Annotated in this window: 23 protein-coding genes and 1 tRNA gene; 14 read left to right on the top strand and 10 right to left on the bottom strand. The window is 65.9% G+C overall.

Translation table 11 applies throughout. The annotated features are described in order from the left end of the window. Window positions 1-2 precede the first annotated feature (2 nt). The gene (locus tag EYS21_RS09625; RefSeq protein WP_131132989.1) at window positions 3-236 is read left to right on the top strand and encodes a DUF5703 family protein; all 234 of its coding nucleotides are present in this window, start codon (window positions 3-5) and stop codon (window positions 234-236) included. Here EYS21_RS09625 and EYS21_RS09620 read toward each other — a convergent pair. Continuing rightward, window positions 233-1,393 (bottom strand): acyl-CoA dehydrogenase family protein, encoded by a 1,161-nt coding sequence (locus tag EYS21_RS09620; RefSeq protein ID WP_131132988.1) that lies wholly within the window; start codon window positions 1,391-1,393, stop codon window positions 233-235. The two genes, EYS21_RS09625 and EYS21_RS09620, sit on opposite strands and share 4 nt — an antisense overlap. 12 nt (window positions 1,394-1,405) lie before the next feature. Then, the gene (locus EYS21_RS09615; protein ID WP_131132987.1) at window positions 1,406-2,710 is read right to left on the bottom strand and encodes a M20/M25/M40 family metallo-hydrolase; all 1,305 of its coding nucleotides are present in this window, start codon (window positions 2,708-2,710) and stop codon (window positions 1,406-1,408) included. A gap of 176 nt (window positions 2,711-2,886) precedes the next feature. Between EYS21_RS09615 and EYS21_RS09610 the strand changes: the two genes are divergently transcribed. Together EYS21_RS09610 and EYS21_RS09605 are read left to right on the top strand one after the other, a co-directional pair. Beyond that, window positions 2,887-2,969 (top strand) — tRNA-Leu (locus tag EYS21_RS09610). 262 nt (window positions 2,970-3,231) lie between these two features. Beyond that, window positions 3,232-3,534 (top strand): DUF4193 domain-containing protein, encoded by a 303-nt coding sequence (locus EYS21_RS09605; RefSeq protein ID WP_131132986.1) that lies wholly within the window; start codon window positions 3,232-3,234, stop codon window positions 3,532-3,534. 95 nt (window positions 3,535-3,629) lie between these two features. Here EYS21_RS09605 and EYS21_RS09600 read toward each other — a convergent pair whose 3' ends face one another. Continuing rightward, entirely contained in the window at window positions 3,630-4,094 is a 465-nt protein-coding gene (locus tag EYS21_RS09600) for a GatB/YqeY domain-containing protein (protein WP_131132985.1), read from the bottom strand. Window positions 4,095-4,204: 110 nt separating this feature from the next. Between EYS21_RS09600 and EYS21_RS09595 the strand changes: the two genes are divergently transcribed. The 4 genes from EYS21_RS09595 (at window position 4,205) to EYS21_RS09580 (ending at window position 8,340) form a co-directional block, all read left to right on the top strand. Continuing rightward, window positions 4,205-4,948 carry a M50 family metallopeptidase gene (locus EYS21_RS09595; RefSeq protein WP_131132984.1) on the top strand — a complete coding sequence of 248 codons (744 nt, stop codon included), beginning with the start codon at window positions 4,205-4,207 and terminating at the stop codon, window positions 4,946-4,948. A gap of 9 nt (window positions 4,949-4,957) precedes the next feature. After that, window positions 4,958-6,067 carry a glutathione S-transferase C-terminal domain-containing protein gene (locus tag EYS21_RS09590; protein ID WP_131132983.1) on the top strand — a complete coding sequence of 370 codons (1,110 nt, stop codon included), beginning with the start codon at window positions 4,958-4,960 and terminating at the stop codon, window positions 6,065-6,067. Between the two features lie 17 nt (window positions 6,068-6,084). After that, complete coding sequence (locus EYS21_RS09585) at window positions 6,085-7,194, top strand: serine hydrolase domain-containing protein (protein ID WP_131132982.1); 1,110 nt, start codon at window positions 6,085-6,087, stop codon at window positions 7,192-7,194. Window positions 7,195-7,287: 93 nt separating this feature from the next. Next, window positions 7,288-8,340 carry an FUSC family protein gene (locus tag EYS21_RS09580; protein ID WP_242633378.1) on the top strand — a complete coding sequence of 351 codons (1,053 nt, stop codon included), beginning with the start codon at window positions 7,288-7,290 and terminating at the stop codon, window positions 8,338-8,340. Here EYS21_RS09580 and EYS21_RS09575 read toward each other — a convergent pair. From EYS21_RS09575 to EYS21_RS09565, 3 genes are read right to left on the bottom strand one after another with little or no spacing between them, the layout of a single operon-like run. After that, a complete protein-coding gene (locus EYS21_RS09575) occupies window positions 8,337-9,248 on the bottom strand; it encodes a MaoC/PaaZ C-terminal domain-containing protein (protein WP_131132980.1) in 912 nt (303 codons plus the stop codon). The two genes, EYS21_RS09580 and EYS21_RS09575, sit on opposite strands and share 4 nt — an antisense overlap. Further along, window positions 9,245-10,585 carry a 3-oxoacyl-ACP reductase gene (locus EYS21_RS09570; RefSeq protein WP_131132979.1) on the bottom strand — a complete coding sequence of 447 codons (1,341 nt, stop codon included), beginning with the start codon at window positions 10,583-10,585 and terminating at the stop codon, window positions 9,245-9,247. The genes EYS21_RS09575 and EYS21_RS09570 overlap by 4 nt, the downstream gene beginning before the upstream one ends. Window positions 10,586-10,594: 9 nt before the next feature. Next, on the bottom strand, window positions 10,595-11,962 hold the full coding sequence (locus EYS21_RS09565; protein ID WP_131132978.1) for an acetyl-CoA C-acetyltransferase: 1,368 nt from the start codon (window positions 11,960-11,962) through the stop codon (window positions 10,595-10,597). Window positions 11,963-12,023: 61 nt separating this feature from the next. On the opposite strand from EYS21_RS09565, the gene EYS21_RS09560 reads away from it, so the two are divergent. After that, a complete protein-coding gene (locus EYS21_RS09560; RefSeq protein WP_242633364.1) occupies window positions 12,024-12,716 on the top strand; it encodes a TetR/AcrR family transcriptional regulator in 693 nt (230 codons plus the stop codon). Between the two features lie 65 nt (window positions 12,717-12,781). After that, window positions 12,782-14,896, top strand: coding sequence for an acyl-CoA dehydrogenase (locus EYS21_RS09555; RefSeq protein WP_131132977.1), 2,115 nt, complete (start codon window positions 12,782-12,784; stop codon window positions 14,894-14,896). 85 nt (window positions 14,897-14,981) lie between these two features. On the opposite strand, the gene glgA is transcribed toward EYS21_RS09555, so the two are convergent. After that, the gene (glgA, locus tag EYS21_RS09550; protein ID WP_131132976.1) at window positions 14,982-16,178 is read right to left on the bottom strand and encodes a glycogen synthase; all 1,197 of its coding nucleotides are present in this window, start codon (window positions 16,176-16,178) and stop codon (window positions 14,982-14,984) included. Between the two features lie 103 nt (window positions 16,179-16,281). Here glgA and glgC point away from each other — a divergent pair, with 103 nt between their 5' ends. The 3 genes from glgC to EYS21_RS09535 are packed head-to-tail and all read left to right on the top strand — an operon-like array spanning window position 16,282 to window position 19,706. After that, window positions 16,282-17,685, top strand: a complete 1,404-nt coding sequence (gene glgC, locus EYS21_RS09545) for a glucose-1-phosphate adenylyltransferase (protein ID WP_131132975.1) — start codon at window positions 16,282-16,284, stop codon at window positions 17,683-17,685. A gap of 58 nt (window positions 17,686-17,743) precedes the next feature. Next, window positions 17,744-19,195 (top strand): SDR family NAD(P)-dependent oxidoreductase, encoded by a 1,452-nt coding sequence (locus EYS21_RS09540; RefSeq protein ID WP_131132974.1) that lies wholly within the window; start codon window positions 17,744-17,746, stop codon window positions 19,193-19,195. A 40-nt stretch (window positions 19,196-19,235) separates the two neighbouring features. Then, complete coding sequence (locus EYS21_RS09535) at window positions 19,236-19,706, top strand: pyridoxamine 5'-phosphate oxidase family protein (RefSeq protein WP_131132973.1); 471 nt, start codon at window positions 19,236-19,238, stop codon at window positions 19,704-19,706. 46 nt (window positions 19,707-19,752) lie between these two features. Here the strand turns inward: EYS21_RS09535 and EYS21_RS09530 are convergent, their stop codons facing one another. From EYS21_RS09530 to EYS21_RS09520, 3 genes are all read right to left on the bottom strand, one after another. After that, a complete protein-coding gene (locus EYS21_RS09530) occupies window positions 19,753-20,604 on the bottom strand; it encodes a transglutaminase family protein (protein WP_131132972.1) in 852 nt (283 codons plus the stop codon). Then, window positions 20,601-21,527: an alpha-E domain-containing protein gene (locus tag EYS21_RS09525; RefSeq protein WP_018761308.1), complete on the bottom strand. Its 927-nt coding sequence runs from the start codon at window positions 21,525-21,527 to the stop codon at window positions 20,601-20,603. Before EYS21_RS09525 ends, EYS21_RS09530 begins: the two co-directional genes overlap by 4 nt. Window positions 21,528-21,590: 63 nt before the next feature. Continuing rightward, window positions 21,591-23,147, bottom strand: coding sequence for a circularly permuted type 2 ATP-grasp protein (locus EYS21_RS09520; RefSeq protein WP_131132971.1), 1,557 nt, complete (start codon window positions 23,145-23,147; stop codon window positions 21,591-21,593). 113 nt (window positions 23,148-23,260) lie between these two features. On the opposite strand from EYS21_RS09520, the gene EYS21_RS09515 reads away from it, so the two are divergent. Together EYS21_RS09515 and pepN are read left to right on the top strand one after the other, a co-directional pair. Beyond that, entirely contained in the window at window positions 23,261-24,310 is a 1,050-nt protein-coding gene (locus EYS21_RS09515; protein ID WP_131132970.1) for a putative sulfate exporter family transporter, read from the top strand. A 73-nt stretch (window positions 24,311-24,383) separates the two neighbouring features. Further along, window positions 24,384-26,990, top strand: coding sequence for an aminopeptidase N (gene pepN / locus EYS21_RS09510; protein WP_131132969.1), 2,607 nt, complete (start codon window positions 24,384-24,386; stop codon window positions 26,988-26,990). The last annotated feature ends 1 nt before the right edge of the window (window position 26,991 follow it).

The following is a 26,991-nucleotide window of genomic DNA, read 5'->3' as shown; positions in this document are numbered from 1 at the left end:
CAATGAAGGAACAATTTCTCACCAGCTCGGTCCAGCGGGAACGGGACTATCTGAGGCAGTACGAGTACCTCGTACTGACGCTCAGTCCCGACGATTCCCTGCCTGATGCCCGGCGGCGCCTTGTGGAACATTCCGAATACGGCAAGTGGGAACTGGAGCGCAGCAAGCTGTACGTGGGCGGTGGCCGGCGGTTCTGGCTCCGCCGGCGGGTGATGCAGGTCCAGCGGACCGTCTAGGCATCGAGCGGGCCGAGCCAGGCGTTGGCTACCGTGTTGTGGGCCGATTCGTCGTCGGATGGATGGAACATGCCGGCCAGCACGTCACGGTACAGCCGCTCCAGTTCCGCGCCCCGGAAATAGCTTGAGCCGCCGCTTACCCTGATGGCCAGGTCCACCACCCGCCGCGCGGTTTCCGTGGCGCTGACTTTCAATCCCACGAGCCTGGGGAACCATTGTGGTCCGTGGTCAACCAGGTCGTCCACGTCGCGGCCCACGGCGGCCAGCTGCGGATAGAGGCCATCCATGGCCATGGCGGCTTCGGCTACCTTCCAGCGGATGTCCGGGTCCTGGGCATAACTCCGGCCGCCGTTCTTAAATGACGTCCGCCGCTTGGTGGCCTCCACACCCAAATACAGTGCCCGTTCCCCGATGCCCGTGTAGACGGCGGCCAGCAGTGTTTCGAAGCAGGCGAAAATGGCGAAGATCAGCGGGTCGGCGTTGGGGCCGACGGGCAGTTTGCGGAAGATCCGGTCCGCCGGGACTTCGGCGCCCTCCAGCACCGTGGTGTTGGACTGGCTGGCGCGCATTCCGAGGGTGTCCCAGTCGTCCAGGATTCTGTAGCCGGGCGTGTCCCGCCGGATGAACCCGTGGACGAGCTCACCTTCGCCGTCCCTCGCCTGGGGATCCTTGCCGAAGATCCCCAGCCTGGTCCATGCCGGCGAGAGGCTGGTGAAGATCTTCGTTCCGGTGAAGCTGTAGCCGCCGTCCGGCCGCGGGGTGGCAACAGTTCGGGAATCAAAGAGCACCGAATCGTTGCCGGCCTCGGAATTCCCGAACGCGAAGACCTCGCCCGCTGCCGCCTCCTGCAGGACAAAGTCCAGGGAATGGTCTCCCCTGGCCGCGAGCACCTGCGCGACGCCGGTCCAGACCAGGTGCATGTTCACGGCCAGGGCGGTGGCCGGCGCCGCCGTTGCGAGCCGCCGCTGGCACTGTGCCGCCGCTGCGAGCCCAAGCCCCAGGCCGCCGTCGGACTCCGGAACAAACAGTTTCAGGTAACCGGCGGCGGCGAGCTCCCCGAGGTCCTCATGGAAGAAGGCGTTATCGCGGTCGTAGGCGGATGCACGCCCGCGGACCCGTTCCAGCAGGGTCTCGGGCAGTACGTCTTCGGGCGTCATGTCCGGGCTGGCTCAGTAGTTCGTGAGGAGCGTGTTGAGTACCCGGGAGCCGAATTTGAGGGAGTCGGCGGGGACGCGCTCGTCGACACCGTGGAACATGCCGGTGAAGTCCAGATCGTCCGGGAGCTGGAGCGGGGCGAAGCCGTAGCCGGTGATGCCCAGGCGGCTCAGCGACTTGTTGTCCGTGCCTCCGGAGAGCGTGTAGGGCAGTACTTTGGCTCCCGGGTCCTCGGTGTGCAGCGCGTCGATCATGGAGTCCACGAGGTTTCCTGCGAACGGGACCTCCAGTGAGACGTCGTTGTGGACGTAGCTGACGTCCACGCCAGACCCGGCGAGTTCACGCACAATTTCGAGGACGTGGTCCTGCTGTCCGGGCAGCGTGCGGCAATCCACGAGGGCCTCAGCCGACTCCGGAATGACGTTGTGCTTGTAGCCGCCCTTCAACAGTGTGGGGTTGGTGGTGTTCTGCAGGGTCGCCCCGACGAAGCGCGCCACGGTGCCCAGCTGGTTCAGCAGGACGTCCGGGTTGTCCGGGTCGAATTCCACGCCCGTGAGTTCCGTCACGCCGTCAAGGAACTGGCGTGTAGTGGGGGTCAGCTCAATCGGCCACTTGTATTCGCCGATCCTGGTCACCGCGGCGGCCAGGCGTGTGATGGCGTTATCGGTGTTGATCTGGGAACCGTGCCCGGCCCGCCCGTGGGCAACGAGGCGGAGCCAGGAGATCCCCTTTTCTGCGGTCTGCAGGAGGTAGGTGCGCTGTCCGCCGATGGTTGCGGAGAAGCCGCCAACCTCGGAGATGGCCTCCGTTGCGCCTTCGAAGAGTTCCGGCCTCTTGTCCACTGCGTAACGGGCCCCGTACTCGCCGCCCGCCTCCTCGTCGGCGAAGAAGGCGAAAATGATGTCCCGCTTCGGCTTGCGGCCTGTCCTGGCGAAGTCACGAAGTACAGACAGGATCATGGCGTCCATGTCCTTCATGTCCACGGCGCCGCGGCCCCAGATGAGCCCGTCCTTGAGTTCTGCGCCGAAGGGGTCCACCGACCACTGCTCCTTCAGTGCGGGAACAACGTCCAGGTGACCGTGGACCACCAGTGCGCTGGCGCCGGGGTCCTCGCCGGCCATTCGGGTGACGACGTTTGCCCTGCCGGGCGCGGATTCGAAGATCTCGGCTGACAGGCCAACTTCTTCGATCAGGCCGGCCGTGTACTCGGCAGCGGCACGCTCCCCCGGACCGGAGCCGTCTCCGTAGTTCGATGTGTCGATCCGGATGAGCTCCTGGCAGATCCGGACAACTTCATCTTCGGGACGGATTTCGGTCATTGGGCACTCCTCATGAGGGTGGGCGGCTGCTGGGAACCAGGGGCGGATTCGCTTGCCTTCAGCCTACCCATGTGGCCCGATTTCATGTTCCCGGAAAATTCATGTTAGAGTCTTTCTCGCTGCTTCGGAGAAATGCGAAACGCTGAAAGGCGGAAACGCAGTCCGAATTACCACCTGCGCGGGTGGCGGAATGGCAGACGCGCTAGCTTGAGGTGCTAGTCCTCGAAAGGGGGTGGGGGTTCAAGTCCCCCTCCGCGCACAGAAGGGAAAGCCCCTGGAATCCAAGGATTCCAGGGGCTTTTTTCTATGGGTCCCGCTGACGACCCGGCCCCGGCCGCCGTCGGTCTTGTGCTGGCTGCACGTTCCATGCTTTAGTAGCCCGCAACAGTGCCGTTGGTCACATTCGGATCGAAAAGCGCCCGCCACACGTGTAGTGGAGCGTTAGCCCGTTGGGGAATACCAGCGCCATGCTGTACGTTGCATACGCGACAGACTGAACCAAAGAAAAGAGAAACACCTAAGTGGCAACCGATTACGACGAACTCCGCTCCGACGTCAAGGAATCGCAGGACAACTCACTCGAGGCGCTCCAGTCCGCGAATGCACCGGACGCCCGCAGCGTTGTGCTGGAACTTGATGAAGCTGACGGACTGGACGGCGCAGGCGTTCCGGGAGGCGAATTCGTTGCCGAGGAGCTGATCGTCCAGGTCATCCCCCAGGCTGACGACGAGTTCACCTGCTACTCCTGCTTCCTGGTCCGCCACCGCTCGCAGATCGCGCGGCAGAAAGACGGACACAGCTACTGCACGGACTGCGAAGGCTGATACCAGCACGACGAACACCCACTCGCGCCCGCTTCGGCTGGCGCACCTGGATACGATGAGGCGCGCCCACGGAAACCGTGGACGTGCCTTTCGTGTTAAGCGAGCCGGCTGCGAACCATCTGGCTTACGGCCTTGCCGTCGAAGCGGCCGGCCACTTTCGCGGTCACCGGTTTCATGACGTCGCCCATCTGCCGCATCCCTGGCGCCTGGCCCGCGGCCGTAAGCTCCGCGACGACCCCATCCACGATCGCTTCCACCTCCGCTTCCGTCAGCGCCTTTGGCAGGTAGGCCTCGATGACCCCGGCTTCGGCGATTTCCGCCGCGGCGCGGTCGGGTTCGCCCGCCTCCGTATAGATCCGCGCGGTGTCACGCCGCTTGGCCGCTTCCTTCTGCAGCAGGGACGTCACTTGTGCGTCGTCCAGCACGATAGGCGTCTTCCCAGACTTTTCGCGGGTTTCGATCTCCCCCAGCACATTGCGCACCGTCGTGAGCGCTGTCTTGTTGCGCTCCTTCATGTGCATCACCACGTCAGCGTGCAGTTGTTCCTTCAAAGTGGACACGGTATTCCTCGATTCGTAGCACGCCCCAGGCCGGGGCGCGGGCAGGTCCACTGCCCTCTAGTACCGTAGAGGGCTATGACGCACTATGACTACCTTCCGGCGGGCGGCGCGTGAACTCCCTGCCCGGCCAACTCTGGCAGCGTCTTGTTGAAGCTTTCAACCGGACGGCCCTCCCCGATGTCTCCCTGGGTGAACTGACCCTGATCCTCCTGATCGCAACGGCGCTGTCCGTTCCACAGGCCACATGGCGGTACTTTGGCCTGCTGGCCACCGCAACACATGAATTGGGTCACGCCTTCGCTGCCCTCATGAGCGGACAACGGCTCGGCGGGATCAGGCTCAGCCTGGACCACTCGGGGACAACCACAAGCTACAGCCGGGGCCGGCTGGCCACCGTGTGGTCCGGGTTCTGGGGTTACCCGGTTCCGGCGCTGACAGGGGCCGCGCTCGTCTGGTCCGGGTTCAACGGCTGGGGACCTGCTGCGCTGACTGTCGGCTCCTTGGTCCTGCTCACGTCGCTCCTTTTCATCCGCAACCTGGCTGGCTTCCTCATCACCACGGCCGCCGCTGCCTCGGGCGCCGTGCTGGTCCTCTTCGTTCCCCATGCCTTTACCGGCCATGTGGCGATCGCCCTTGGCCTGGCCCTGTTGGTGGCTGCGGTCCGCGACGTCATCAAACTCATCCACGTGCATTTACGCCGCCGGGACAGGCTGGCCAGCTCCGACGCCTTTCTCCTCTACCGTTCAACGTCCGTGCCGTCCTTTATCTGGATAGCTTTGTTCATCGTGATTGTTTCGGCGTCCTGGTTCTGGGCCTGGCAGCCCATCTCGGCGATTCTCGTCGCTGGAGCCTAGGGTGTTCAGATGAGCCAGGAAACGGGAACAGGGCAGCAAACCAGCGGCACCGGGGACGGTGCGGATCACAGCACCCTCGGCGCTTATGTCACCAGCGGTGCCGGGTTCACCCGGGACACCAACTACATCGAGGACCGGATCACCCGTGACGGAAGGCCCGGCACCGACGGCGAGCCGGGCTGGCCAGTTGAGGCAGGACGGTACCGCCTCATCGCGGCGAGGGCCTGCCCGTGGGCAAACCGGACGGTCATAGTCCGCAGGCTCCTGGGCCTCGAGGAAGCCATCTCGCTCGGCCAGCCCGGCCCCACGCATGACGCCCGCTCGTGGACTTTCGACCTCGACCCCGGTGGCGTGGACCCGGTCTTGGGCATCGAACGCATCCAGACTGCCTATTTCCGGCGCTTCCCGGACTACCCACGGGGCATCACAGTCCCCGCGATCGTCGATGTTGCCACCGGCGCGGTTGTGACGAACAACTTCCCCCAGATCACCCTCGACTTCTCCACCGAGTGGACCGAATTCCACCGGCCAGGCGCCCCTGAGCTGTATCCGGAAGACCTCCGCGCCGAAATCGATGCAGTCAACAAACGCGTCTTTACGGAGGTCAACAACGGCGTCTACCGTTGCGGCTTCGCTGGCTCGCAGGAAGCCTACAACGACGCCTACACCCGGCTATGGACCGCCATGGACTGGCTTGAAGAGCGGCTCTCGAGCCAGCGATACCTTGTGGGAGACACCATCACCGAGGCGGATGTCCGGCTGTTCACGACACTGGCCCGGTTTGATGCCGTCTATCACGGCCACTTCAAGTGCAACCGCCAGAAACTCACCGAAATGCCCGCGCTGTGGGGCTATGCCCGTGACCTGTTCCAGACCCCCGGCTTTGGCGACACCATCGACTTCGTCCAGATCAAGCAGCACTATTACCTCGTGCACGGGGACATCAACCCCACCGGTATCGTGCCGAACGGGCCGGACCTTTCGGGCTGGCTCGATGCTCACGGCCGGGAATCCCTGGGCGGGCGGCCATTCGGAGACGGCACTCCCCCGGGTCCGGTGCGGTCCGGCGAAGAAGTGGCAGCGGGGCACGGCCCTGGCGGGCTGGAAAGCGCTTTCTAAGCGGCTAAGCTGAGGCCATGCAGATTTCCCATGGCTTTGTGGCGCCCGGTTTCGAGGGCGTTAGTGACCTGTTCGAATCCCTCCTGGCCGAGGACGGGCACTACAGCGCGCAGCTGGCTGCCTACCGGCACGGCACCAAGGTTGTTGACCTGACCGGCGGTCCCCTGATCGCCGCAGATTCCATCACCGGCGCCTACTCCTGTTCCAAGGGCGTGGCCGCGATGGTGATCGCCCTCTTGGTCCAGGACGGACTGTTGGACCTCGACCAGACTGTGGCGCACTACTGGCCGGACTTCGGTCAGCACGGCAAGGACCGGCTCCTCGTCCGTGAGGCCTTGTCCCACCAGGCCGGGGTGCTCGGAGTCGAGGGCGGCTTCGCTCTGGAGGAGTTCACCACGCCGGGGGCCGCCGCCCGGCTCGCGGCCACAGCGCCGGCGTGGCGTCCAGGCAGCTGCTTCGGTTACCACGCGATTACCATCGGCATCGTGATGGAGGAACTCTGCCGGCGCGTGGCCGGACAGACGCTGCAGTCCCTGTACGAGAACCGCATCCGGCGGCCCTTCGGCGTCGACTTCTTCCTGGGGCTGCCGGAAGCGCTTGATGGCCGCTACCGCGATGTCCTCTACGACGCCGACCCGCAGCAGCCATGGCTGGATCCCCTGAGCCTTGAAGGACTTAACGGCAATGCAGCCGTGAGCACCATCATGGAACTGCCCAACCGGCGGCCGGTGCGCGCGGCCGGCATGAGCGCGGCCGGCGGTGTCGGTTCGGCGGAAGGGCTTGCACGCCTGTACGCGGCGGCAACAACCGGCATCGGCGGCGGCCCGGCGCTGCTTTCGCCGGAGACGGTGGACGTGATGTCCCAGGAGCAGGTTTGGGGCCTGGACCGTTCCTCCGGGCTCGACAACGCCTTTGCCGTGGTGTTCATGAAGCCCCATCCGTCGCGGAATTTCGGCAGCCACCGCGCCTTCGGCCATGAAGGCGCCAACGCTGCGCTCGGCTTCGCGGACCCGTCCTACGGACTTGGTTTTGGCTACATTCCCCAGCGCGCCGAGGACGGCCGCACCCCGGGCAAAGCCCACCGGCTGGCCGCTGCGGTCCGGTGCGCCGCCGCCACCTTGTCGTAGCGGAACCCTGCCCCTAAGGTGGGGCGGATGGGTGATACTCAAAAGCCGCGTGCGGCCCGGCTGGCAAGGGGCACACAGTTCCTGCGCCAGGCGATCAAGGGCCTTGCGGTGGCGTTTACGCTGCAGCGCCTCCAGCTGGCTGCCAAGGCTGCGCTTGCCGCCGGGCTGGCCTTTTTCATTGCCCCCTACATGCCGGGAACTGCTGCGGAGTACCCGTATTACGCACCCCTGGGCGCCCTGGTATCGATGTACCACAACGTTGCCGGTTCCGTCCGGCAGGGCCTTCAGACACTCGTGGGCCTGGCCATAGGAATCGGACTCGCATTCCTGCTCGTCAACGTCACGGACCCGTCACCAGTGAGCGTCGCCGTCTTTATGGGCATTGGCGTCCTGCTCGCCGGGCTCCCCCGCCTGGGTTCCGGGCGGGACTGGATTCCGACGGCGGCCCTGCTGGTCCTTCTGGTGGGCGGCAGCAATCCGGACGGTTTTTCGTTCGGCTACCTGATCCAGATGGGTGTGGGTGTGGCTGTGGGAATTGCCGTGAATTTCCTGGTGTTTCCTCCGCTGCACTTCAACGCCGCGGCCGCCAGCCTGGACGAGCTCCGGCTGGCCCTTGGCACGCAGTTGGCCGACATGGGTGCGGCCCTCAAGGAAAAGTGGCCGCCGGAGCATGATGACTGGTCCCGCCGCTCGGATGAGCTCGCCACGGCGGCGCGTACTGTCCGGCACCTGGTCCAGGAAGCGGATGCCAGCCGCCGCGCCAACCCGCGGCGGCGGCTGCACCCCAGGGACGTGGATCTGGACTACCGCAACCTGCGAGAGCTCGAGCGGGTGACGTTCCACATCCAGGACATGACCGAGGTCCTCTCCGATGTCATCTGGCAGGACGAAGCCCCCTACACGGTTCCGTTCCAGGACAGCGGGCCGCTGGCGGACGCCATGAGCGCCACTGGAGAGCTGCTGCGTTCATTCCACACTGAAGACCCGGAATCCGAGCACAGGAAGTTCACCGCCGCGGAAACGGCCGTGGAAGCCTGTATGGCCGCCACGGCCGAACGCGACCCGGACGAAGGCACCGTGACCGCTTCCGAATCGATCCTGCTGAGCCTGCACCGGATCCTGCGCGCCGTGCGTCCGGCACCCTAGAGTGCGGCCACCGCACCGGCAAAATGCCGGCGCCCGGACCGGGGGTTCCAGGCCACAAATTCCGACTTTTGCCATGTTCCACCGGGAAGCTGCACCGTGCTGATGTCCAGGGCGACGCGTCCCGGCAGGAACACCGGTGCCTCGAAATCAACATGCCAGCTGAACGAATCGCCCTTTACCGCTCCGACGTCGGCCAGCGCCCTCGACGCCAGGTACATGCCATGGGCGATGGACCGCCGCATGCCCAGCGCTTTGGCGGACAGGACACTGAGGTGGATCGGGTTGAAGTCGCCGGATACGGCAGCGTAAGCCCGTCCGGTGTCAACGCCGAGCTGCCACAGCGCCGTCGGATCGGGAACTTTGAAGTCACTCCTGCTGGCCACTGGCGAGGGTTTGTCGATGCCCGGCAGGAATACGCCCTTGGCCAGGTAAGTGGAGACTCCGCGCCACCGGATCCTGGGCGATCCCGTGACCCGCACCTCGGCCACCACGTCCAGTTGCGTCCCTGAACGGTGGCCCCGCAGGTTCTCCACACGCGCCGTGATGTCCAGCCGTTCCGAGAACAGGACCGGCGACCGTTGTTCAACATGGTTGCTGAGGTGGATCATTCCCAGCAGGGGCAAGGGGAAATCGTCCCGGTTCATCACGCTGATGGCAAGCGGGAACGCGAGGGCGTGGATAAAGCCCGCCGGCAGGACATCGCTGGCCGTCTCGCCGATGAGGTGCTGGAATGCGGTGAGGTTGCCGACGTCGGGAGTCACTCCCCTGACTTCGTGGCTCGCCTCCGGAAGGTCGGATCCGTCGTGGGATCCCAGTACCCGGCGGCGGGCTGCCTGTGCCGCTGCGTTGACATAGAGCTTGGAGAGGGACGGCATCTCGCCGAGGATGACTGGCTGGACCGTGGTCATGCCCCCACCATGTTCTGTCCGCAGACCCGCAGCACTCCGCCGTTGATGCCGCCGGCGGCACCGCTCGCCAGGAAGGCGATGGCCTCGGCGACGTCGGTGGGCTGGCCGCCCTGCCGCAGCGAGTTGAGCCGGCGGCCGGCTTCCCTCAGCGCCACCGGGATCCTGGCCGTCATGTCGGTTTCGATGAACCCCGGTGCCACGGCATTAATGGTTCCGCCGCGTTCAGCGAGCAGGGGCGCCGAGGCGCGCACCATGCCCATCACCCCGCCCTTGGATGCGGCGTAATTTGTCTGGCCGCGGTTGCCGGCAATGCCGCTGGTGGAGGCCACCGAGACGATGCGCGGTGCGTTGCGGAAGTGCTCGGAGGCGAGGAGGGCCTCGTTGATGCGGAGCTGGGCGGCAATATTGACGTTGATGACGGAGGACCAGCGGGCGTGATCCATGTTGGCCAGGAGTTTATCCCTGGTGATGCCGGCGTTGTGGACCACGATGTCCAGGTGGCCGTGCCGCTGCAGTGCGTGTTCGATGATCCGTTGGCCCGCGTCCTCGCGGCCAATGTCCAGCTGGAGCGCTGTTCCATGGACCTCGTTGGCCACCGCTGCCAGGTGGTCTCCTGCTGCGGGGATGTCCACAAGCACCAGGGTGGCACCGTCGCGGTGGAGGGTCCTGGCGATCGCTGCGCCGATGCCACGGGCTGCGCCGGTGACAACAGCAACCTTGCCTGCCAGGGGTTTTGCGAAATCTGCCGGCAGGCGGCCTTCAGCGGAGCTGACCGTCAGGAACTGACCGTCCACGAAGGCTGAACGGCCCGAGAGCAGGAAACGCACTGCCGCCAGCGCGCTGGGGCTTGTTGCCGTAACCCCGTCGGCGAGCAGGATTCCGTTGCCCGTTGCGCCCGCGCGGAGCTCCTGGGCCAGCGACCTCAGGAAGCCGTCCACGCCCTGCCTGGCAGCGGCCTGCGAGGGGTTCTTACTGCTGCCGGCCGGTCGGGACACGGTAATGACACGGGCGCTGGGGGCAAGGTCCCGCAGGGAGGAGGCTGCCGCGAGCACCGGTCCCTCCAAGTCTCGGGGCCCGTCCAGTTCATCCAGGACCAGGACAATGGCGCCAAGCTTTTCGCGCGGCACGGCGTGCCGCCGGACATCCAGGTCCCAGGAAAGGAGGCTGGCCGCCAGTGCGTCCGCGCCGGCGGTGTTGCCCTGGACAAGGATTGGGCCGGTGATCAGTGGCTGGCCCGGCTGGTAGCGCCGAAGGATCGCCGGCTGCGGAAGGCCCAGCTTCTTTGCGACGTTCTTCCCCAGGCCCCGGTTCACGAACTGGGTGTATTTGTCGGTCATCCGGTCCCCCTACAGTGCTTCGAGAATTGCGACGACGCCCTGGCCGCCTGCGGCGCAGATGGAGACGAGGCCACGTGCCGGCCGTCCGTCCACGCTGCCCTTGGCGTGGAGCATCTTGGCCAGCGAGGCAACAATGCGGCCTCCAGTCGCGGCAAAGGGATGGCCTGCTGCCAGGGACGAGCCGTTGACGTTCAGCTTGGTGCGGTCGATCGTGCCGAAAGCTCCGTCGAGGCCCAGCCGGGTGCGGCCAAACTCCTCGTCCTCCCAGGCGGCGAGGGTGCTGAGGACTGTTCCCGCGAAGGCTTCGTGGATCTCGTAGAAGTCAAAGTCCGCCAGGGTGAGTCCGTTGCGGGCGAGGAGCCGCGGCACGGCGAATGCCGGAGCCATCAGGAGCCCGTCCTTGCCGTGGACGAAGTCGACGGCGGCCGCCTCACCATCCACAACGGCCGCAAGTTTGGGGAGGTCGTGGGCGTCAGCCCATTCCTCGGCGGCCAACAGGACGGTGGAGGCCCCATCTGTCAGCGGCGTGGAGTTGCCGGCGGTCATTGTGGCCTCTGCGCCAAGGCTCTTGCCGAAGACAGGCTTCAGCGTGGCCAATTTCTCCAGGGTGGTGTCGGCCCGCAGATTGGAATCCCGCGTCAGCCCCCGGTAAGGCGTCATCAGGTCGTCAAAGAACCCGGCGTCATAGGCAGCGGCGAGATTGCGGTGGCTGGCGAACGCCAGCTGGTCCTGCGCCTCGCGGGAAACATTCCACTGGGCGGTAGTCAGCGCCTGGTGCTCACCCATGGACAGACCTGTACGCGGCTCGCCCGTGTTGGGGGCATCGGGAGAAAGATCCTTGGGCCGCAACCGGCTCAGTACCTGTAGCCGCTGTGGAAGGGTCTTGGCCCGGTTGAGGTCCAGCAGCACCTGCCGCAGGCCTTCGCTCACGGCGATCGGGGCGTCGGATGCGGAGTCCACTCCCCCGGCAATGGCGGAGTCGATCTGGCCGAGCTTGATCTTGTTGGCAAGGCCGAGGACGGTTTCCAGCCCTGTGGCGCATGCCTGCTGCAGGTCGTAGGCCGGCGTCTCGGCGGACAGTGCCGATCCCAGGACTGCTTCACGCGTCAGGTTGAAATCGCGGGAGTGCTTGAGGACGGCGCCGGCAGCGACCTCGCCGATCCGTTCCTCCTGGAGACCGAACCTGGCAATGAGGCCGTCCAGTGCGGCGGTCAGCATGTCCTGGTTCGACGACTTGGTGTAGGCGCCGCCGGACCGTGCAAACGGGATCCTGTTTCCGCCCACAACCACGGCCCTGCGGGGCGTCGGAACGGCTGCGGTGGCAACCGGGGTGCTGGATTCCTGGGGTCCTGTGACGGACTGTCCCTCGACGGACATCGGTGTCTCCTCTGATTCTGGTCTGTTACCGATACCCAGCGTACCTGATACGCTGGGTATCGTGAACAATCCCCAGACACAGGCAAATGAGCGTGCGGTCAGTGCAGGTGCGGACGGCCGCTCCGCCCGCTGGCAAAGCCACCGCGAGGAACGCCGCCGGGAACTGATCAAGTCCGCGCGCCGGGCCGTACATGCCCTCGGCAGCGACGCTTCCATGGAAGAGATTGCCACCGCAGCCGCCACCTCAAAGTCGGTTTTCTACCGCTACTTTGGAGATAAGGCGGGTCTCCAGCAGGCCGTGGGCGAAGTGGTCCTCAGCCAGATGCAGCGCCGTATCCGGGAAGCCGCCCAGAGTGCCCAGACTCCCCGCGAGGGGCTGCTTGCGATGGTGTCCGCATACCTGCAGATGGCCGAAACCAGTCCCAGCGTCTACAGCTTCGTGACGCGGCACGCTGCCGGCGAGGCGGACGGCCCCCAAGGTTCAGCAGCCATCTCGGGGGCCCTCGGTCATTTTTTCGACTCCATCGCGGAGATGATCGCCACGCCAATGCGCGCGCATCTTGGCGACGGCAAGGAATCGGTGATTGGCTACTGGCCCACGGCCGCGATCGGCCTGGTCCGCAACGCCGGGGAGCAGTGGCTCAGCACACCGGACTCGCCGGCAAAGCCCGATCAGGAAACCATGGCACGCCAGATCACGGCCTGGCTGTGCGTGGGAATAGCCCCTGAGCTTTCCCCCGCAGAATCGCCGTAGCTCCGGCGAAACCATCTTCGAGAATTCCCCAACCCCACCTGTCAGAACCAACGAAGGACATTGACATGACTGAAGTAGTGGACCGCCCCGCCGGCCAGGCAAACCCAGCGACGCCCTTCCGCACCCGGCCCGCCCACGCCGATCCCGCCGTCGACGTCGCCGCCCTGGGTGAGCAGCTCCTGGGCAAATGGGCCGGCATCCGCAGGCAGGCACGCCGGCTTGCCGAGAGCCCTGTGCTGCACAAAACGGAAGGCCTGACGCACACTGACCACCGGGCGCGCACTTTCGGCCAGCTGAAGTACCTCGTGGACAACGAAGCCGTCCACCGCGCCTTCCCCGCCGCCCTGGGCGGCGCGGACGACCATGGCGGCAACATCGCCGGTTTTGAGGAACTGGTCACGGCGGACCCTTCGCTGCAGATCAAGGCGGGTGTCCAATGGGGACTGTTCGGGTCGGCCGTGATGCACCTCGGCACCGAAGAGCACCACGCCAAGTGGCTCCCGGGCATCATGAACCTGGACATACCCGGCTGCTTTGCGATGACCGAGACGGGCCACGGCTCGGATGTTGCCAGCATCGCCACCACCGCAACGTACGACGCGGAAACCCAGGAATTTGTGGTGCACACCCCGTTCCGTGCTGCGTGGAAGGACTACATCGGCAACGCCGCCATAGACGGGCTGGGCGCCGTGGTCTTCGCCCAGCTCGTGACTGGGGGCGTCAACCACGGTGTCCACGCCTTTTACGTCGACCTGCGTGATCCGGCCAGCAAAGAGTTCCTGCCGGGAATCGGCGGCGAGGACGACGGCGTCAAGGGCGGCCTGAACGGAATCGACAACGGACGCCTGCACTTCACGAACGTGCGCATCCCCCGCACGAACCTGCTGAACCGCTACGGCAACGTGGACGCCGATGGCACGTACACCTCATCGATCGCCAGCCCGGGGCGCCGGTTCTTCACCATGCTCGGCACCCTGGTCCAGGGAAGGGTTTCACTCGACGGGGCCGCCGTCGCTGCTTCGAAGATCGCGCTTAAGGCAGCCATCCAGTACGCCACCGAGCGCCGCCAGTTCAATGCCTCGTCCCACACCGACGAGGAAGTCCTCCTCGACTACCAGCGCCACCAGCGCCGTCTGTTCACCCGGCTGGCCACCACCTACGCGGCCGGCTTTGCCCACGAGCAGCTGCTGCAAAAGTTCGACGACGTCTTTTCCGGTGCCCACGACACAGACGAGGACCGCCAGGACCTGGAGACGCTCGCCGCCGCCCTCAAGCCGCTCAGCACCTGGCATGCGCTGGACACGCTGCAGGAATGCCGCGAGGCCTGCGGCGGCGCCGGCTTCCTGATCGAAAACCGTTTCGCGTCGCTCCGTGCCGATCTTGATGTCTACGCCACGTTTGAAGGCGATAACACGGTGCTGCTCCAGCTCGTGGCAAAACGGCTGCTGGCTGACTACGCCAAGGAGTTCCGGAACGTCGATTTTGGCGTGCTTGCCCGCTATGTCGTGGGCCAGGCGACGGGCGTGGCCATTCACCGCACGGGCCTGCGGCAGGTTGCCCAGTTCATGGCCGACACCGGATCCGTGCAGAAGGCGGCGATTGCCCTGCGGGACGAGGAGGGCCAGCGCGCGCTCCTGACCGACAGGGTGCAGACCATGGTGGCGGACGTGGGATCGGCGCTGAAGGGCGCCGGCCGGCTGCCCCAGGACAAGGGCGCCGCGCTGTTCAACCAGCACCAGAACGAATTGATCGAGGCCGCCCAGGCGCATGCCGAACTGCTGCAGTGGGAAGCGTTCACTGAAGCGCTCCGGGACGTCGCCGATCCCGGCACCAAGACCGTCCTGACGTGGCTGCGGGACCTCTTCGGCCTGTCGCTGATCGAGAAGAACCTGGCCTGGTACCTCATGAACGGCAGGCTCTCCATGCAGCGCGGACGAACCGTGGGCGAGTACATTAACCGCCTGCTGGTCAAGATCCGCCCGCACGCGGTGGACCTCGTAGACGCGTTCGGCTACGGCCCGGACCACATCCGGGCCGCGATCGCGACGGGCGCGGAAAAGGCGCGGCAGGACGAGGCCCGGGAATACCTTCGGGCCCAGCGCGCAAGCGGCCAGTCCCCCGTGGAAGAAAAAGTACTCCTCGCGCGCACCGCCGCGTCGGCACGTAAAGCCGGCGGCTGAGCCGGCTTCGCTGCCCTGTCCTGAAATAGCGACGGCGCCGCTCCCCTCACGTGGGGAGCGGCGCCGTCGTTATTTATCACCAGCCTCAGGCGAGGACTGAGCGGTAAACCTCGAGGGTTGTTTCGGTAATGGATTCCCAGGAGAAGTGCTCCTCGGCGCGGCGGCGGCCGGCCTGGCCCATGGCGCGGGCGCGCTCCGGGTCCGAGACGACTTCGGTCAGGGCTGCGGCGAATTCGGTGACGAACTTCTCCGGATCCAGCGGGGTTCCCGTGCCGTCGGTGACCTGTTCAAGATCCACCAGCAGGCCGGTTTCGCCGTGCTGGACAACTTCCGGTATGCCGCCGGTGGCACTGGCCACCACGGCAGCGCCGCACGCCATGGCTTCCAGGTTCACAATGCCGAGCGGTTCGTAGATTGAGGGGCAGGCGAACGCGGTTGCGTGGCTGAGGACCTGGATGAGTTCGTTCCGGGGCAGCATCCGTTCAATCAGGACCACACCCGTCCGCTGGCCCTGGAGTTGCTCGATGAGGCGGGCCGTCTCGGCGGCGAGCTCCGGGGTGTCCGCCGCTCCGAGGCAGAGGACCAGCTGGACGTCGGCCGGCAGTTTCGCTGCGGCGCGCAACAGGTACGGAACGCCCTTCTGGCGCGTGTTGCGTCCTACGAAGACCACGCTGGGCTTGTCCGGGTCAATCCCGAGCGCGCGGATGGCGTCGTCGCCTTCGTCGCGGTGCCACATCTCGACGTCAATGCCGTTGTGGACCACGCGGACCTTGGCCGGGTCCACGTCCGGGTAGCTGCGCAGGATGTCCTGGCGCATGCCTTCCGAAACGGCGATGATGGCGGCTGCGGCTTCGTAGGCGGTCTTTTCCACCCACGAGGACAGGGCGTAGCCGCCGCCGAGCTGCTCGGCCTTCCACGGCCGCAGCGGTTCAAGGCTGTGCGCGCTGAGCACGTGCGGGATGCCGTGCAGCAGGGACGCCAAGTGTCCGGCCATGTTGGCATACCAGGTGTGCGAGTGGACAAGGTCGGCGCCCTCGATGTCCGGCACGATCCGAAGATCCACCCCCAGCGTCTGGACAGCCGCATTCGCCGAGCCCAAGTCCTCGGGCACGGAATACGACGTCACCCCGGCACCGTGGTAGTCGGCGTCGCGGGGTGCCCCGAAAGCACGAACCTGCAGGTCAACGTGCTTACTAAGCACCCTGCTCAATTCGGCCACGTGGACTCCGGCGCCTCCATAGATCTCCGGCGGGAACTCTTTAGTCACAATGTCTATTCGCACGCTACCCAAGGTAGTCCTTCCGGCGTATCTGTTCTAGTGTGAAGGGGTCCGGGCATGCCGGACTGTTTTGGGGAGTTACGAAGGCGTACAGGAGCGACTAAATATGCCGTTGAACAAAAAAGTCCTGGCCATTGTCCTCGCAGGCGGCGAGGGAAACAGGCTGATGCCACTGACGGCAGATCGCGCTAAACCGGGTGTGCCCTTTGCCGGCAGTTACCGCCTCATCGACTTTGCGCTGTCCAACCTGGTGAATTCGCGTTACCTGCAGATCGTTGTACTGACCCAGTACAAGTCACACAGCCTTGACCGCCACATTTCCGAAACGTGGCGCATGTCCACCCAGCTCGGCAACTACGTGGCATCAGTCCCGGCGCAGCAGCGTGTGGGCAAGAGCTGGTTCCTGGGCAGCGCCAACGCCATCTACCAGTCCCTGAACCTGATCCACGACGCCAACCCGGACATCGTGGTGGTGGTCGGCGCCGACCACGTTTACCGCATGGACTTTGCCCAGATGGTGGAGCAGCACATCCTGAGCGGCGCCAAGGCCACTGTGGCAGCCGTACGCCAGCCCCTGAGCATGGCCAACCAGTTCGGCGTGATTGAAGTGGACCAGAACGACGCGCAGAAGATTGCCGCGTTTGTGGAGAAACCGGCAACTACGCCGGGACTGGCCGCTGACCCCACCCAGTTCCTCGCATCGATGGGCAACTACGTCTTCGACGCTGACGCCCTGGTAGAGGCACTCCACGTGGACGCGGAGCGCCTCGACACCAAGCACGACATGGGCGGCGACATCATTCCCTACTTCGTCAACCAGGGCCAGGCGGGCGTTTACGACTTCACCCTCAATGACATCCCCGGTTCCACCGAGCGTGACCGCACGTACTGGCGCGATGTCGGCACCATCGACTCGTTCTACGACGCGCACATGGACCTCATTTCGCCGTTGCCCGTGTTCAACCTGTACAACTCCGAGTGGCCCATGTACACCCGCCAGAGCATCTCCCCGCCGGCCAAGTTCGTCCGCGGCGAGAAGGACACGGTGGGTACCGCCCTGGACTCGATCGTCGCCAACGGCGTCGTGATCTCCGGCGGCGTGGTGGAGGGTTCGGTCCTGTCCAACGACGTTTTCGTGGGGACCGGCAGCAGGGTCATCGATTCGGTCCTGATGGACAAGGTCAACATCGGTGCAGGCGCGGTCGTGAAGCGGGCCATCATCGACAAGAACGTCAAGGTACCCGCAGGGGCAGCCATCGGGCTCGATGCGGACCTGGACCGCGCCCGCGGCTTCAAAGTCACCGAGTCCGGGATTACTGTCCTGTCCAAGGGACAGAACGTACCTGAGCCGGGCGAGGAGGAACGTGCCCTCGCCGCCAGGAACCTGCACTTGGTTCCCAACGCCGTCAAGGCGGCCACCGCCAACTACCCTGACCTCCGTGAATCGGTGGAGCAGGTGGCTGAGGTGCACGCGGGCGTGGCCAAGGCCTCTGAGGCAAGCCGCACCTAGAAGTACGCACTATTCCGTCCGGGCAGGCCGGATCTCCACAGGCTGTAAAATCGGTACAATGAGCTCCCCCGATCTGACGCCTGAGGAAATCCAGGCCTGCCTCAAGGTTTTAAACACCATCCACGCCTATGACGAGGAACACCCGGACTACGTCTCGGTCCGGCGCGCTACCGGGAAAATGTTCAAAGCCGTCAAACGGCACCGGCGTGTCACCAAGCGGGACCTCATCTCAGAAGCCGACCGCGCCGTCCTCGCCCAGACGGCCACAGCGGCGCCGGACCGCATCGATGACGAAACCCGGGGCAATAAGCTGGCGACATCGGCCACGGGAGACATCGCCGGGCACCTCATCCGTTCCCGCCCGTGCTATATCTGCAAGCAGCACTACACCCAGGTGGACGCCTTTTACCACCAGCTGTGCCCCGAATGTGCCGCCTTTAACCACGGCAAACGGGATGCCCGCACGGACCTCACCGGCCGCCGGGCGCTGCTCACCGGCGGGCGGGCGAAAATCGGCATGTACATTGCCCTGCGCCTCCTGCGCGATGGGGCGCACACCACCATCACCACCCGATTCCCCAAGGATGCGGCGCGCCGCTTCGCGGCCATGGAGGACAGCGGTGAGTGGCTGCACCGGCTCCAGATTGTGGGCATCGACCTCCGCGACCCGTCCCAGGTCATGGCATTGACGGATTCGCTGAGCGCAGCCGGTCCGCTCGACATCATCATCAATAACGCTGCGCAGACAGTCCGCCGCTCGGGCAATGCCTACAAGCCGCTGGTGGACGCAGAGGATGAACCGTTGCCCGCCGCGCTGGAGGCAGCCAACGGGGGTCCGGTGCTGCTGACGTTCGGCCATGCACACGACAAGCACCCGCTCGCCCTGGCGAGCAGCGTCACCGACCATCCCGTCCTTGCCGGGGATGCGATCACGTCGCTGGCGCTGTCCACAGGCTCTGCCTCGCTGGAGCGCATCGCCTCCGGGACAGCGATCGACGCCGGCGGGCTGGTCCCCGACCTGGCCACCATCAACAGCTGGACCCAGGTGGTGGACGAAGTGGATCCCCTGGAAATGCTTGAAGTGCAGCTCTGCAACGTGACGGCCCCGTTCCTGCTGGTGAGCCGGCTGCGCGATGCCATGAAGCGGTCCACGGCGCACCGGAAGTACATCGTCAACGTCTCCGCCATGGAAGGCCAGTTCTCCCGGGCCTACAAGGGCCCGGGGCACCCGCACACCAACATGGCCAAAGCGGCCCTGAACATGATGACCCGGACCAGTGCCCAGGAAATGCTGGACACGGACGGCATCCTGATGACCGCAGTGGACACCGGCTGGATCACCGATGAACGCCCGCACTTCACGAAGGTCCGGCTCATGGAGGAAGGCTTCCACGCTCCGCTGGACCTGGTGGATGGTGCCGCACGCGTGTACGACCCCATTGTGATGGGCGAGAAGGGCGAGGACCAGTACGGCGTCTTCCTGAAGGATTACAAGCCCAGCCCCTGGTAGTCCCTGTCCCGGGCCCCGGCACGGGCGTAAGCTCAGCGGCATGAGCAACGAACCATCTTCTTCAGAAGTCCAGAACCTGGAAAACCACGAATGCTGGGCACTGCTGCGGACCGTGTCCGTGGGCCGGCTGGCTGTCCTGGCGGACGGCCATCCGGACATCTTCCCGATCAACTACACCGTGGACGGCGGGACGCTGGTGTTCCGCACGGGCGAGGGAACCAAGCTTGCCGGTGCCACGGGCGGCGAACAGGTGGCACTCGAAGCGGACGGTGTGGACGCCGCGACAGGACTCGCCTGGAGCGTGGTGGTGAAGGGCGCCGCGGCCGCTGTGACAGGAACCGAGCAGATCCTGGATACGGCGGCGCTCTACCTGTTCCCGTGGCAGGCCGGCAGGAAAGACACGTTTGTCCGGGTGACGCCCGGGACCATCACCGGCCGGCGGTTCAAGGTGACCGCCCCGATGACCTGGTGGACCCAGCTGAGCGGCGCGGTCAAGGCGTCGCCGGAATAGGGCGGAAAGCAATCAGGCCGGGCCTGCCGGCCCGGCCTGATGCCAGTTATGCAAGCCGCGTGATCTCCACGCTGACGCTCAGCGCCGATCCGCCGCCGCCGGACAGGATGCCCTTCAGCGGCGGTACGTCGCGGTAGTCCCTGCCCCTGGCCACGGTGACGTGATAGTCGCCGGCCGGTTTGTGGTTGGTGGGATCCCAGCTCCGCCATTGGCCGTCCCACCACTCCAGCCACGCGTGGGACTGGCCGGCCACCGTCTCGCCGATGTCCGCCGTCGAACGCGGGTGAAGGTAACCGGACACGTAGCGGGCAGGGATTCCGCAGCTGCGGAGGGCCCCGATGGCCAGGTGCGCCAGGTCCTGGCAGACGCCCTGCCGCTGCCCCCACGCTTCTTCGGCGTTGGTGGTCACCGCGGTGGAGCCTGACATGTAGGTCATTTCGCCGCGCATCCATTCAAAGATGGCCATGGCCGCCTCATGCGGGTTCTTGCCCTCCACAACACCTGGAATGATTCCCAACACCTCGTCGCCCGGACCGCTGAGCAGGGACTGCGGCAGCCAATCACTGTAGGTGTTCAGGGTTTCGGCTGACGCCAGAACGTCCCAGCCGGCGATGTCGGTTTCCGCGGGGATTCTTTCCGCCCGGTGGACCTCCACGGTGATGTTGGAGATGACTTCGAGGTGGTCGTGGGGCATCTGCATGTCGAAGGCCGTCACGCGGGTGCCCCAGTAGTCGCGGTAGCTGCTCACGGCCGCCTGCGACGGCGAGACCTTGAGTACCGACTCGAGGACCACCTGCTGGGGGTCGGTGAGCGGGGTCATGCGGGCCTCGTTGTAGGACAGGGTGACGCGCTTGTTGTACTTGTAGGCGGTCTTGTGGATGATGCTCAGCCGGGTCATGAAACTTCTCCCACCCAGGCCAGTTCGTCCGCCTGATTGAAGTACTTACGGGAAATGGCGTCCGACGCCTGCGAAACGGCCTTCTGCACGCGCTCCATGTGCTCCGGGAGTTCGGACATGAGGTCGTCCGTCCGGTGGAACTCCAGGAAGGTGCGTGCCTGCCCCACGATCCTGCGGGCGTCGTTGATGAAGCCCACCCGCTGGGCGGAAGGATCAAGCTTGGCGAGGCACTCGTCGGCGTCACGCAGGGCGTACACGATGGAGCGCGGGAACAGCCTGTCCAGCAGCAAGAACTCGGCTGCGTGCTGGTCGCCGAAGGCCGCCCGCCGGGTCCGCAGGAAGGATTCGTAGGCTCCGGCACACCGGAGCATGTTCACCCAGGACATGCCTGCGGAGAGGACATCCCGGGTGGAGAGCATGCGGGCGGTCATGTCGGCGCGTTCGAGGGAACGGCCCAGCACCAGGAACAGCCAGCTTTCGTCATGGCTCACGGTGGTGTCGGCGAGGCCGCTGACCATGGCTGTACGTTCCAGCGTCCAGTTGCAGAAACGGTAGGTGCCCACCACGTCCTTGCGGTGCTGGCTCAGCCCATAATAGGTGGTGTTGAGGCTCTCCCAGAGGCCGGAGGACACGGTCTCCCGCGCTCGGCGGGCATTCTCCCGGGCGGCGCCCAATGATCCGGCAATCGAGGTGGCACTGGTTTTGTCGTACGCCAGGGCGTGGAGCAGTTCGGGCAGGCCGAAGTCCTCGCTCTGCGGCCGGGCGCCCATCACTGCCAGGAGTTCCTGTGCGACGCTGCGCCGCTCCTCCATGGGCAGGTGGTTCAGGCGCTCCAGGTGCACGTCCAGGATGCGGGCCGTGCCGTCTGCACGCTCCACATACCTGCCGATCCAAAAAAGGGACTCAGCAATACGGCTAAGCATTCGTGGCTACCTCCTGCGCGTCCGGAATCTGGTGGGTAATTACTGCCGGGAGAGATGCCCGGGTCACTGCTGCTGCTCCGACTGGCGGTCGCGCCAGTTGCTTTCCACTGGCCAGACCGAGACGCGTTCCCGGATGGCAATCGACGGCCGTGGAATGGTTTCCACCGGAACCTGGGGCGAGTCCGCGAGCACCCAGGTGTCCTTGGATCCGCCGCCCTGGCTGGAGTTCACGATCAGTGAACCCTCCTTGAGCGCCACCCTGGTGAGCCCGCCGGGGAGGACCCAGACGTCGTCGCCGTCGTTGACCGCGAACGGGCGCAGGTCCACGTGGCGCGGGCCGAACTTGTCGCCGCTCAGAGTTGGGACGGTCGACAGTTGCAGCACCGGCTGTGCGATCCAGCCGCGCGGATCCGCGATGACCCGCTTGCGGAGGGCATCGAGTTCGTCGTTGGACGCATCGGGCCCGATGACCAGGCCCTTGCCGCCGGAACCGTCCACGGGCTTCACCACGAGTTCGGCCAGGTTGTCCAGGACATACTCCCTGGCGTCCTTTTCCTCAAGCCGGAACGTATCCACGTTCGCAATGATCGGCTCCTCGCTGAGGTAGTAGCGGATCAGGTCCGGAACGTAGCTGTACACGAGCTTGTCGTCGGCGACGCCGTTGCCCACCGCGTTGGCGATGGTGACGCCGCCGGCCCGTGCCGCGTTGACCAGGCCCGGGCAGCCCAGCATGGAGTCTGCGCGGAACTGCAGCGGGTCCAGGAATTCGTCGTCGATGCGCTTGTAGATCACGTCCACGCGCTGCTCGCCGGCGGTGGTGCGCATGTACACGCGGTTGCCGCGGCAGATGAGGTCGCGGCCCTCCACCAGTTCAACACCCATCAGGCCGGCCAGCAGGGTGTGTTCGAAGTAGGCACTGTTGAAGACGCCGGGGGTCAGGACCACCACGGTGGGGTCGTCGACGCCGGACGGTGCGGTTTTGCGCAGCGCGGACAGCAGCCGCCGCGGGTACTCCTCGACGGGACGGATGAGCTGCTGGCCGAATGCCTCGGGCAGGCCCTTGGCCATGGCGCGGCGGTTCTCCAGGACGTAGCTCACGCCGGAGGGCACACGGACGTTGTCTTCCAAAACGCGGAAAGTGCCGGCCGCATCGCGGACAACATCGATGCCGGAGATGTGGACGCGGACGCCGCCTGCAGGCTCGAAGCCCTGCACCTGCCGGTGGAAGTGGGCGCTGGTGGTGACGAGCTGGCGCGGGATGACGCCATCGGTTACGACAGCCATTTTGTCGTAGACATCGTTGAGGAAGGCCTCCAGGGCCTTGACCCGCTGGGCCACGCCCCGTTCCAGCACCGTCCACTCATCCGCTGGGATGACGCGCGGAACGATGTCCAGGGGGAAGGGCCGCTCCTCCCCCGCGAAGTCAAACGTCACACCGCGGTCAAGGAACGTCCGCGCCATCGAGTCAGCCCGGGCGCTGACATCGGCCAGCGAGAGCTTGCGGAGGGCATCGGCCACCTGGCCGTACGACTCGCGTGCTTCCTGGCCGGGGGCGAACATCTCGTCGTAGGCGCCGGTACGCCCGGCGGCCTCGGAGTAATCCTGGAATAGGTCTGACATGTCCTTTAGCCAACCATCTTTTTGTTTCGAAATCATTACTGCCATCCATTGTGGCGTGTTGGACTGCTGCTGCCGGTTCGTGGAATCCGTGTCCTATCCGGCAAAGTAGGTGAGTGCCACTTGGAAAGGACCGACTCCTGCCGGGCCTGCTGACTGCCGCCCTGGCGCTGGCCGCTGCCTTCGGCATCCACCGCCTGGTGCCCGTCCTGCCCGCCATGACACTGGCCGTGGTCCTTGGCCTGCTCGCGGCGAACCTTCCCGGCACTGCTGTCTGGGTGGCCGGGCGTGCCAGGCCGGGACTCGATTTCGCCGGAAAGCACCTGATGCGGGGCGGGATTGTGCTTCTGGGGCTCAAGGTCAGCATCATGGACGTGCTGGGCCTGGGCTGGCTGGCCCTGCTGCTGATCGCCGGCGTGGTGGCGGCCAGTTTCGCCGGCACCTACGTGATCTCGCGGCTCTTCCGGCTGCCGGCGCAGACGTCCCTCCTGATTGCGACCGGCTTTTCCATCTGCGGCGCGTCGGCCATCGGCGCCATGGCCGCCGTCCGCCGGATCCGGCATGTGGACACGGTGCTGCCTGTGGCACTCGTGACGCTGTGCGGAACCCTGGCCATCGGGGTCCTGCCGTTGCTGGTCCAGCCGCTGCAGCTCACTCCCCTGGCATTCGGGGCCTGGACCGGGGCCTCCGTGCACGACGTCGGACAGGTAGTCGCCACAGCACAGACCGCCGGGACGGCGGCACTGGGGATCGCCGTCGTCGTCAAACTCACCCGGGTGCTGCTGCTGGCACCCGTCGTTGCTGCGGCGGGCCTCCACCAGCGCTTCAGCGCGGCGCGTGCAGCCGGGAAGGCGGCAGCCGCCGCCGCACCTGGGTCGCTGGCAACACCGGAACCGGGGCGCCTGCCTCCCGTGGTTCCGCTCTTTGTGCTCGGCTTTGTGGCCATGGTTGTCCTGCGGTCCAGCGGCTGGCTGGCGCCCGGGATCCTCGACGCCGGCGCCGCACTCCAGGACATCCTGCTGGGGGCCGCGCTGTTCGGGCTGGGGTCAGCCGTCCGGATCCGCACGCTCCTGCACACCGGAAGCCGTGCCCTGCTCGCTGCCTTGGCGGCCTGGCTGCTGATAGCACTGCTGGGCCTGGCGGCCGCGCTGCTCATGACCGCTTAGGCCAGCTGCAGGCCGCCGGCAGGGCGGCTTTCCTGCGGTGAACGGCAGGCAATTCCCGTGATTAGATAGCGGAGTGTCACATGAGAATCTGCAGCGCAAAGAAGCCGCGCAACGTTCAGCCCTGATCACCACCCACAGCTACGACGTCTCCCTGGACGTGCGGGAGGCAGCGGATCCGGACGTGGCAGGCTACACGAGCCGCAGTGTTATCAACTTCTCAGCCGCGGAGCCGGGCCAGTCAACGTTCCTGGATTTCATTGCCGCCGAAGTCCACAGCGTCTTCCTCAACGGAAAAGGCCTGCCCGTGGCCGACGTGGTGGAGGGTTCCCGGATCCGGCTGGACAACCTGCAGGCAGAAAACCAGGTGACGGTTACCGGCATCGCCCTCTACAGCCGTTCCGGCGAAGGCATGCACCGGTTTGTGGATCCGGCCGACGGCCAGTGCTACCTCTACACGCAGTACGAGCCCGCCGATGCCCGGCGTGTGTTTGCCAACTTTGAACAGCCGGACCTCAAGGCTGAATTCACGTTCCACGTTATGGCGCCGTCGGGGTGGGAAGTGGCTTCCAACGGGATTGAGGCCGCCCGGACCCGGCTGACCAGTGATCCGGACACCAGCCGCTGGGACTTCGCGCCGACCCGCCCCATGTCCACGTACATCACCACGGTGCTCGCCGGGCCCTACTTCAAGGCACAGGACCACTGGAGCGCCACCCTCGACGACGGCACGTCCTTGGAGGTGCCGCTGGCACTGTACTGCCGGGCTTCGATGGCGGAATCCTTCGATGCCGCTGAACTGTTCCGCCTCACCAAGAGTGGCCTGGACTTCTTCAACCGGCTGTTCGACTACCCCTACCCGTGGGGGAAATACGACCAGGCCTTTGTCCCGGAATACAACCTGGGCGCGATGGAGAACCCGGGCCTGGTCACCTTCACCGAAAGCTACGTGTTTACGTCCCGCGCCACCGACGCGCAGTACCAGGGACGTGCGAACACGCTGATGCACGAAATGGCGCACATGTGGTTCGGCGACCTCGTCACCATGCAGTGGTGGGACGACCTCTGGCTCAAGGAGTCGTTCGCGGACTACATGGGAACCCTCGGCGTGGACCAGGCCACCCACTGGGATACGGCCTGGGTGAATTTCGCGAACAAACGCAAGGCATGGGCATACGTCCAGGACCAGCTTCCCACCACGCACCCTGTCGTCGCCGACATTCCCGACCTCGAGGCCGCGAAGCAGAACTTCGACGGCATCACCTACGCCAAGGGCGCGTCCGTGCTCAAGCAGCTGGTGGCGTACGTGGGGTTCGACGCCTTCACCGCCGGCTCGAGGCAGTATTTCCGCGACCACGCCTACGGAAACACCACGCTCGCCGACCTCCTGAAGGCCCTCAGTGCTGCCTCCGGCCGGGACCTGGCCGGCTGGGCCGCGCACTGGCTGCAGACCTCCGGCATCTCCACCCTGTCCGTTGAAACCGGGACGCACGACGGCGGACTGGGCGCCGTGACCATCGTCCAGGACGCACTGGACCCCGTCACCGGACGCGAGGTACTGCGGCCGCACCGCCTGCGGGTGGGCTCCTACAACTTCGACGCTGCCGGCGCACTGGTCCGCACCGGGAGTGTCGAAACGGACGTCGCCGGGGCGCGGACGGAGGTCCCGGAACTCACCGGCCAGCAGCGGCCGGCGCTGCTGCTGGTGAACGACGACGATCTTACCTATGCCAAGGTCCGTCTGGACCCTGTTTCGGAAGCCACGGTGCTGGCCTCCCTGGACCGGATCTCCGACCCCATGGCCCGGGCCCTCTGCTGGACCGCGCTCTGGAACTCTGCACGCGACGGGGAAAGCCCGGCCGCCCGCTACGTGGACGCCGTGAAGGCGTTCGGGCCGTCCGAAACCGGGATAGGCGTGCTGTTGAACATCCTCGACAACGCCCAGGCCGCCGTCGAACGCTATACCCCTGCAGCCGTGCGCGACGCCGTGCGCCGGGACTTCCTGGCGGCTGCGGACAGCCAGCTGGGGCTGGCCGCCCCGGGTTCCGACCAGCAGCTTGCATGGGCACGCACCGTGGCCGCCGTCAGCCGCCACGATTTAACGGTTCTCCCCCGGGTCCGCGGGCTGCTGGACGGCACTGTCGAGGTGCATGGCCTCGCCGTGGACGCCGAGCTGCGCTGGAACATCTGGCACGCCCTGGCAGCCAACGGCCAGGCAGCCGTCGATGAGCTGGACGCCGAGCTGGCCAGGGACACCACGGCGTCAGGCCGGGCGGGCCACGCGACGGCCCTCGCCGCGCGTCCGGATCCTGAGGTCAAAGCGGCTGCCTGGAAGGCCGCCGTGGAGGGGACCGGACTCTCAAACCAGCTGCTGAGCGCCACCATCGCAGGCTTCACCACGGCGCCCGCTCCGCTCCTGGAGCAGTACGTGGAACCATACTTCGCAAGCCTCCGCGGCGTCTGGGAGAACCGGAGCATCGAAATCGCCACCCGGATTGTCCGCGGGCTGTACCCGCTGGCGCAGGACCTCCCGGCCGGGACCGTTCCGGAGCAGCACCCTGTGGTGCTCCGGACGGATGCCTGGCTGGAAGCCAATGCGGACGCGCCCCGCGCCCTGCGCAGGATCATCGTGGAGCAGCGCAGCCACCTGCTCCGGGCGCTCACCGCCCAGTCACGGACGTAAA

It is taken from the genome of Arthrobacter sp. S39 (assembly GCF_004320525.1).
In the GTDB taxonomy this organism is placed as follows: domain Bacteria; phylum Actinomycetota; class Actinomycetes; order Actinomycetales; family Micrococcaceae; genus Arthrobacter.
This window is presented reverse-complemented; position numbering and strand designations above follow the sequence as displayed.

Excerpts from the sequence above, each read along its gene's own strand:
- EYS21_RS09625 (WP_131132989.1), top strand. The coding sequence starts at position 3 with ATGAAGGAACAATTTCTCACCAGCTCGGTCCAGCGGGAACGGGACTAT.
- EYS21_RS09565 (WP_131132978.1), bottom strand. The coding sequence starts at position 11,962 with ATGTCCGTCGAGGGACAGTCCGTCACAGGACCCCAGGAATCCAGCACC.
- EYS21_RS09615 (WP_131132987.1), bottom strand. The coding sequence starts at position 2,710 with ATGACCGAAATCCGTCCCGAAGATGAAGTTGTCCGGATCTGCCAGGAG.
- EYS21_RS09525 (WP_018761308.1), bottom strand. The coding sequence starts at position 21,527 with ATGCTTAGCCGTATTGCTGAGTCCCTTTTTTGGATCGGCAGGTATGTG.
- EYS21_RS09530 (WP_131132972.1), bottom strand. The coding sequence starts at position 20,604 with ATGACCCGGCTGAGCATCATCCACAAGACCGCCTACAAGTACAACAAG.
- EYS21_RS09520 (WP_131132971.1), bottom strand. The coding sequence starts at position 23,147 with ATGTCAGACCTATTCCAGGATTACTCCGAGGCCGCCGGGCGTACCGGC.
- EYS21_RS09535 (WP_131132973.1), top strand. The coding sequence starts at position 19,236 with ATGAGCAACGAACCATCTTCTTCAGAAGTCCAGAACCTGGAAAACCAC.
- EYS21_RS09620 (WP_131132988.1), bottom strand. The coding sequence starts at position 1,393 with ATGACGCCCGAAGACGTACTGCCCGAGACCCTGCTGGAACGGGTCCGC.
- EYS21_RS09540 (WP_131132974.1), top strand. The coding sequence starts at position 17,744 with ATGAGCTCCCCCGATCTGACGCCTGAGGAAATCCAGGCCTGCCTCAAG.
- EYS21_RS09590 (WP_131132983.1), top strand. The coding sequence starts at position 4,958 with ATGAGCCAGGAAACGGGAACAGGGCAGCAAACCAGCGGCACCGGGGAC.
- glgC (WP_131132975.1), top strand. The coding sequence starts at position 16,282 with ATGCCGTTGAACAAAAAAGTCCTGGCCATTGTCCTCGCAGGCGGCGAG.
- EYS21_RS09585 (WP_131132982.1), top strand. The coding sequence starts at position 6,085 with ATGCAGATTTCCCATGGCTTTGTGGCGCCCGGTTTCGAGGGCGTTAGT.
- EYS21_RS09570 (WP_131132979.1), bottom strand. The coding sequence starts at position 10,585 with ATGACCGACAAATACACCCAGTTCGTGAACCGGGGCCTGGGGAAGAAC.
- EYS21_RS09555 (WP_131132977.1), top strand. The coding sequence starts at position 12,782 with ATGACTGAAGTAGTGGACCGCCCCGCCGGCCAGGCAAACCCAGCGACG.
- EYS21_RS09575 (WP_131132980.1), bottom strand. The coding sequence starts at position 9,248 with ATGACCACGGTCCAGCCAGTCATCCTCGGCGAGATGCCGTCCCTCTCC.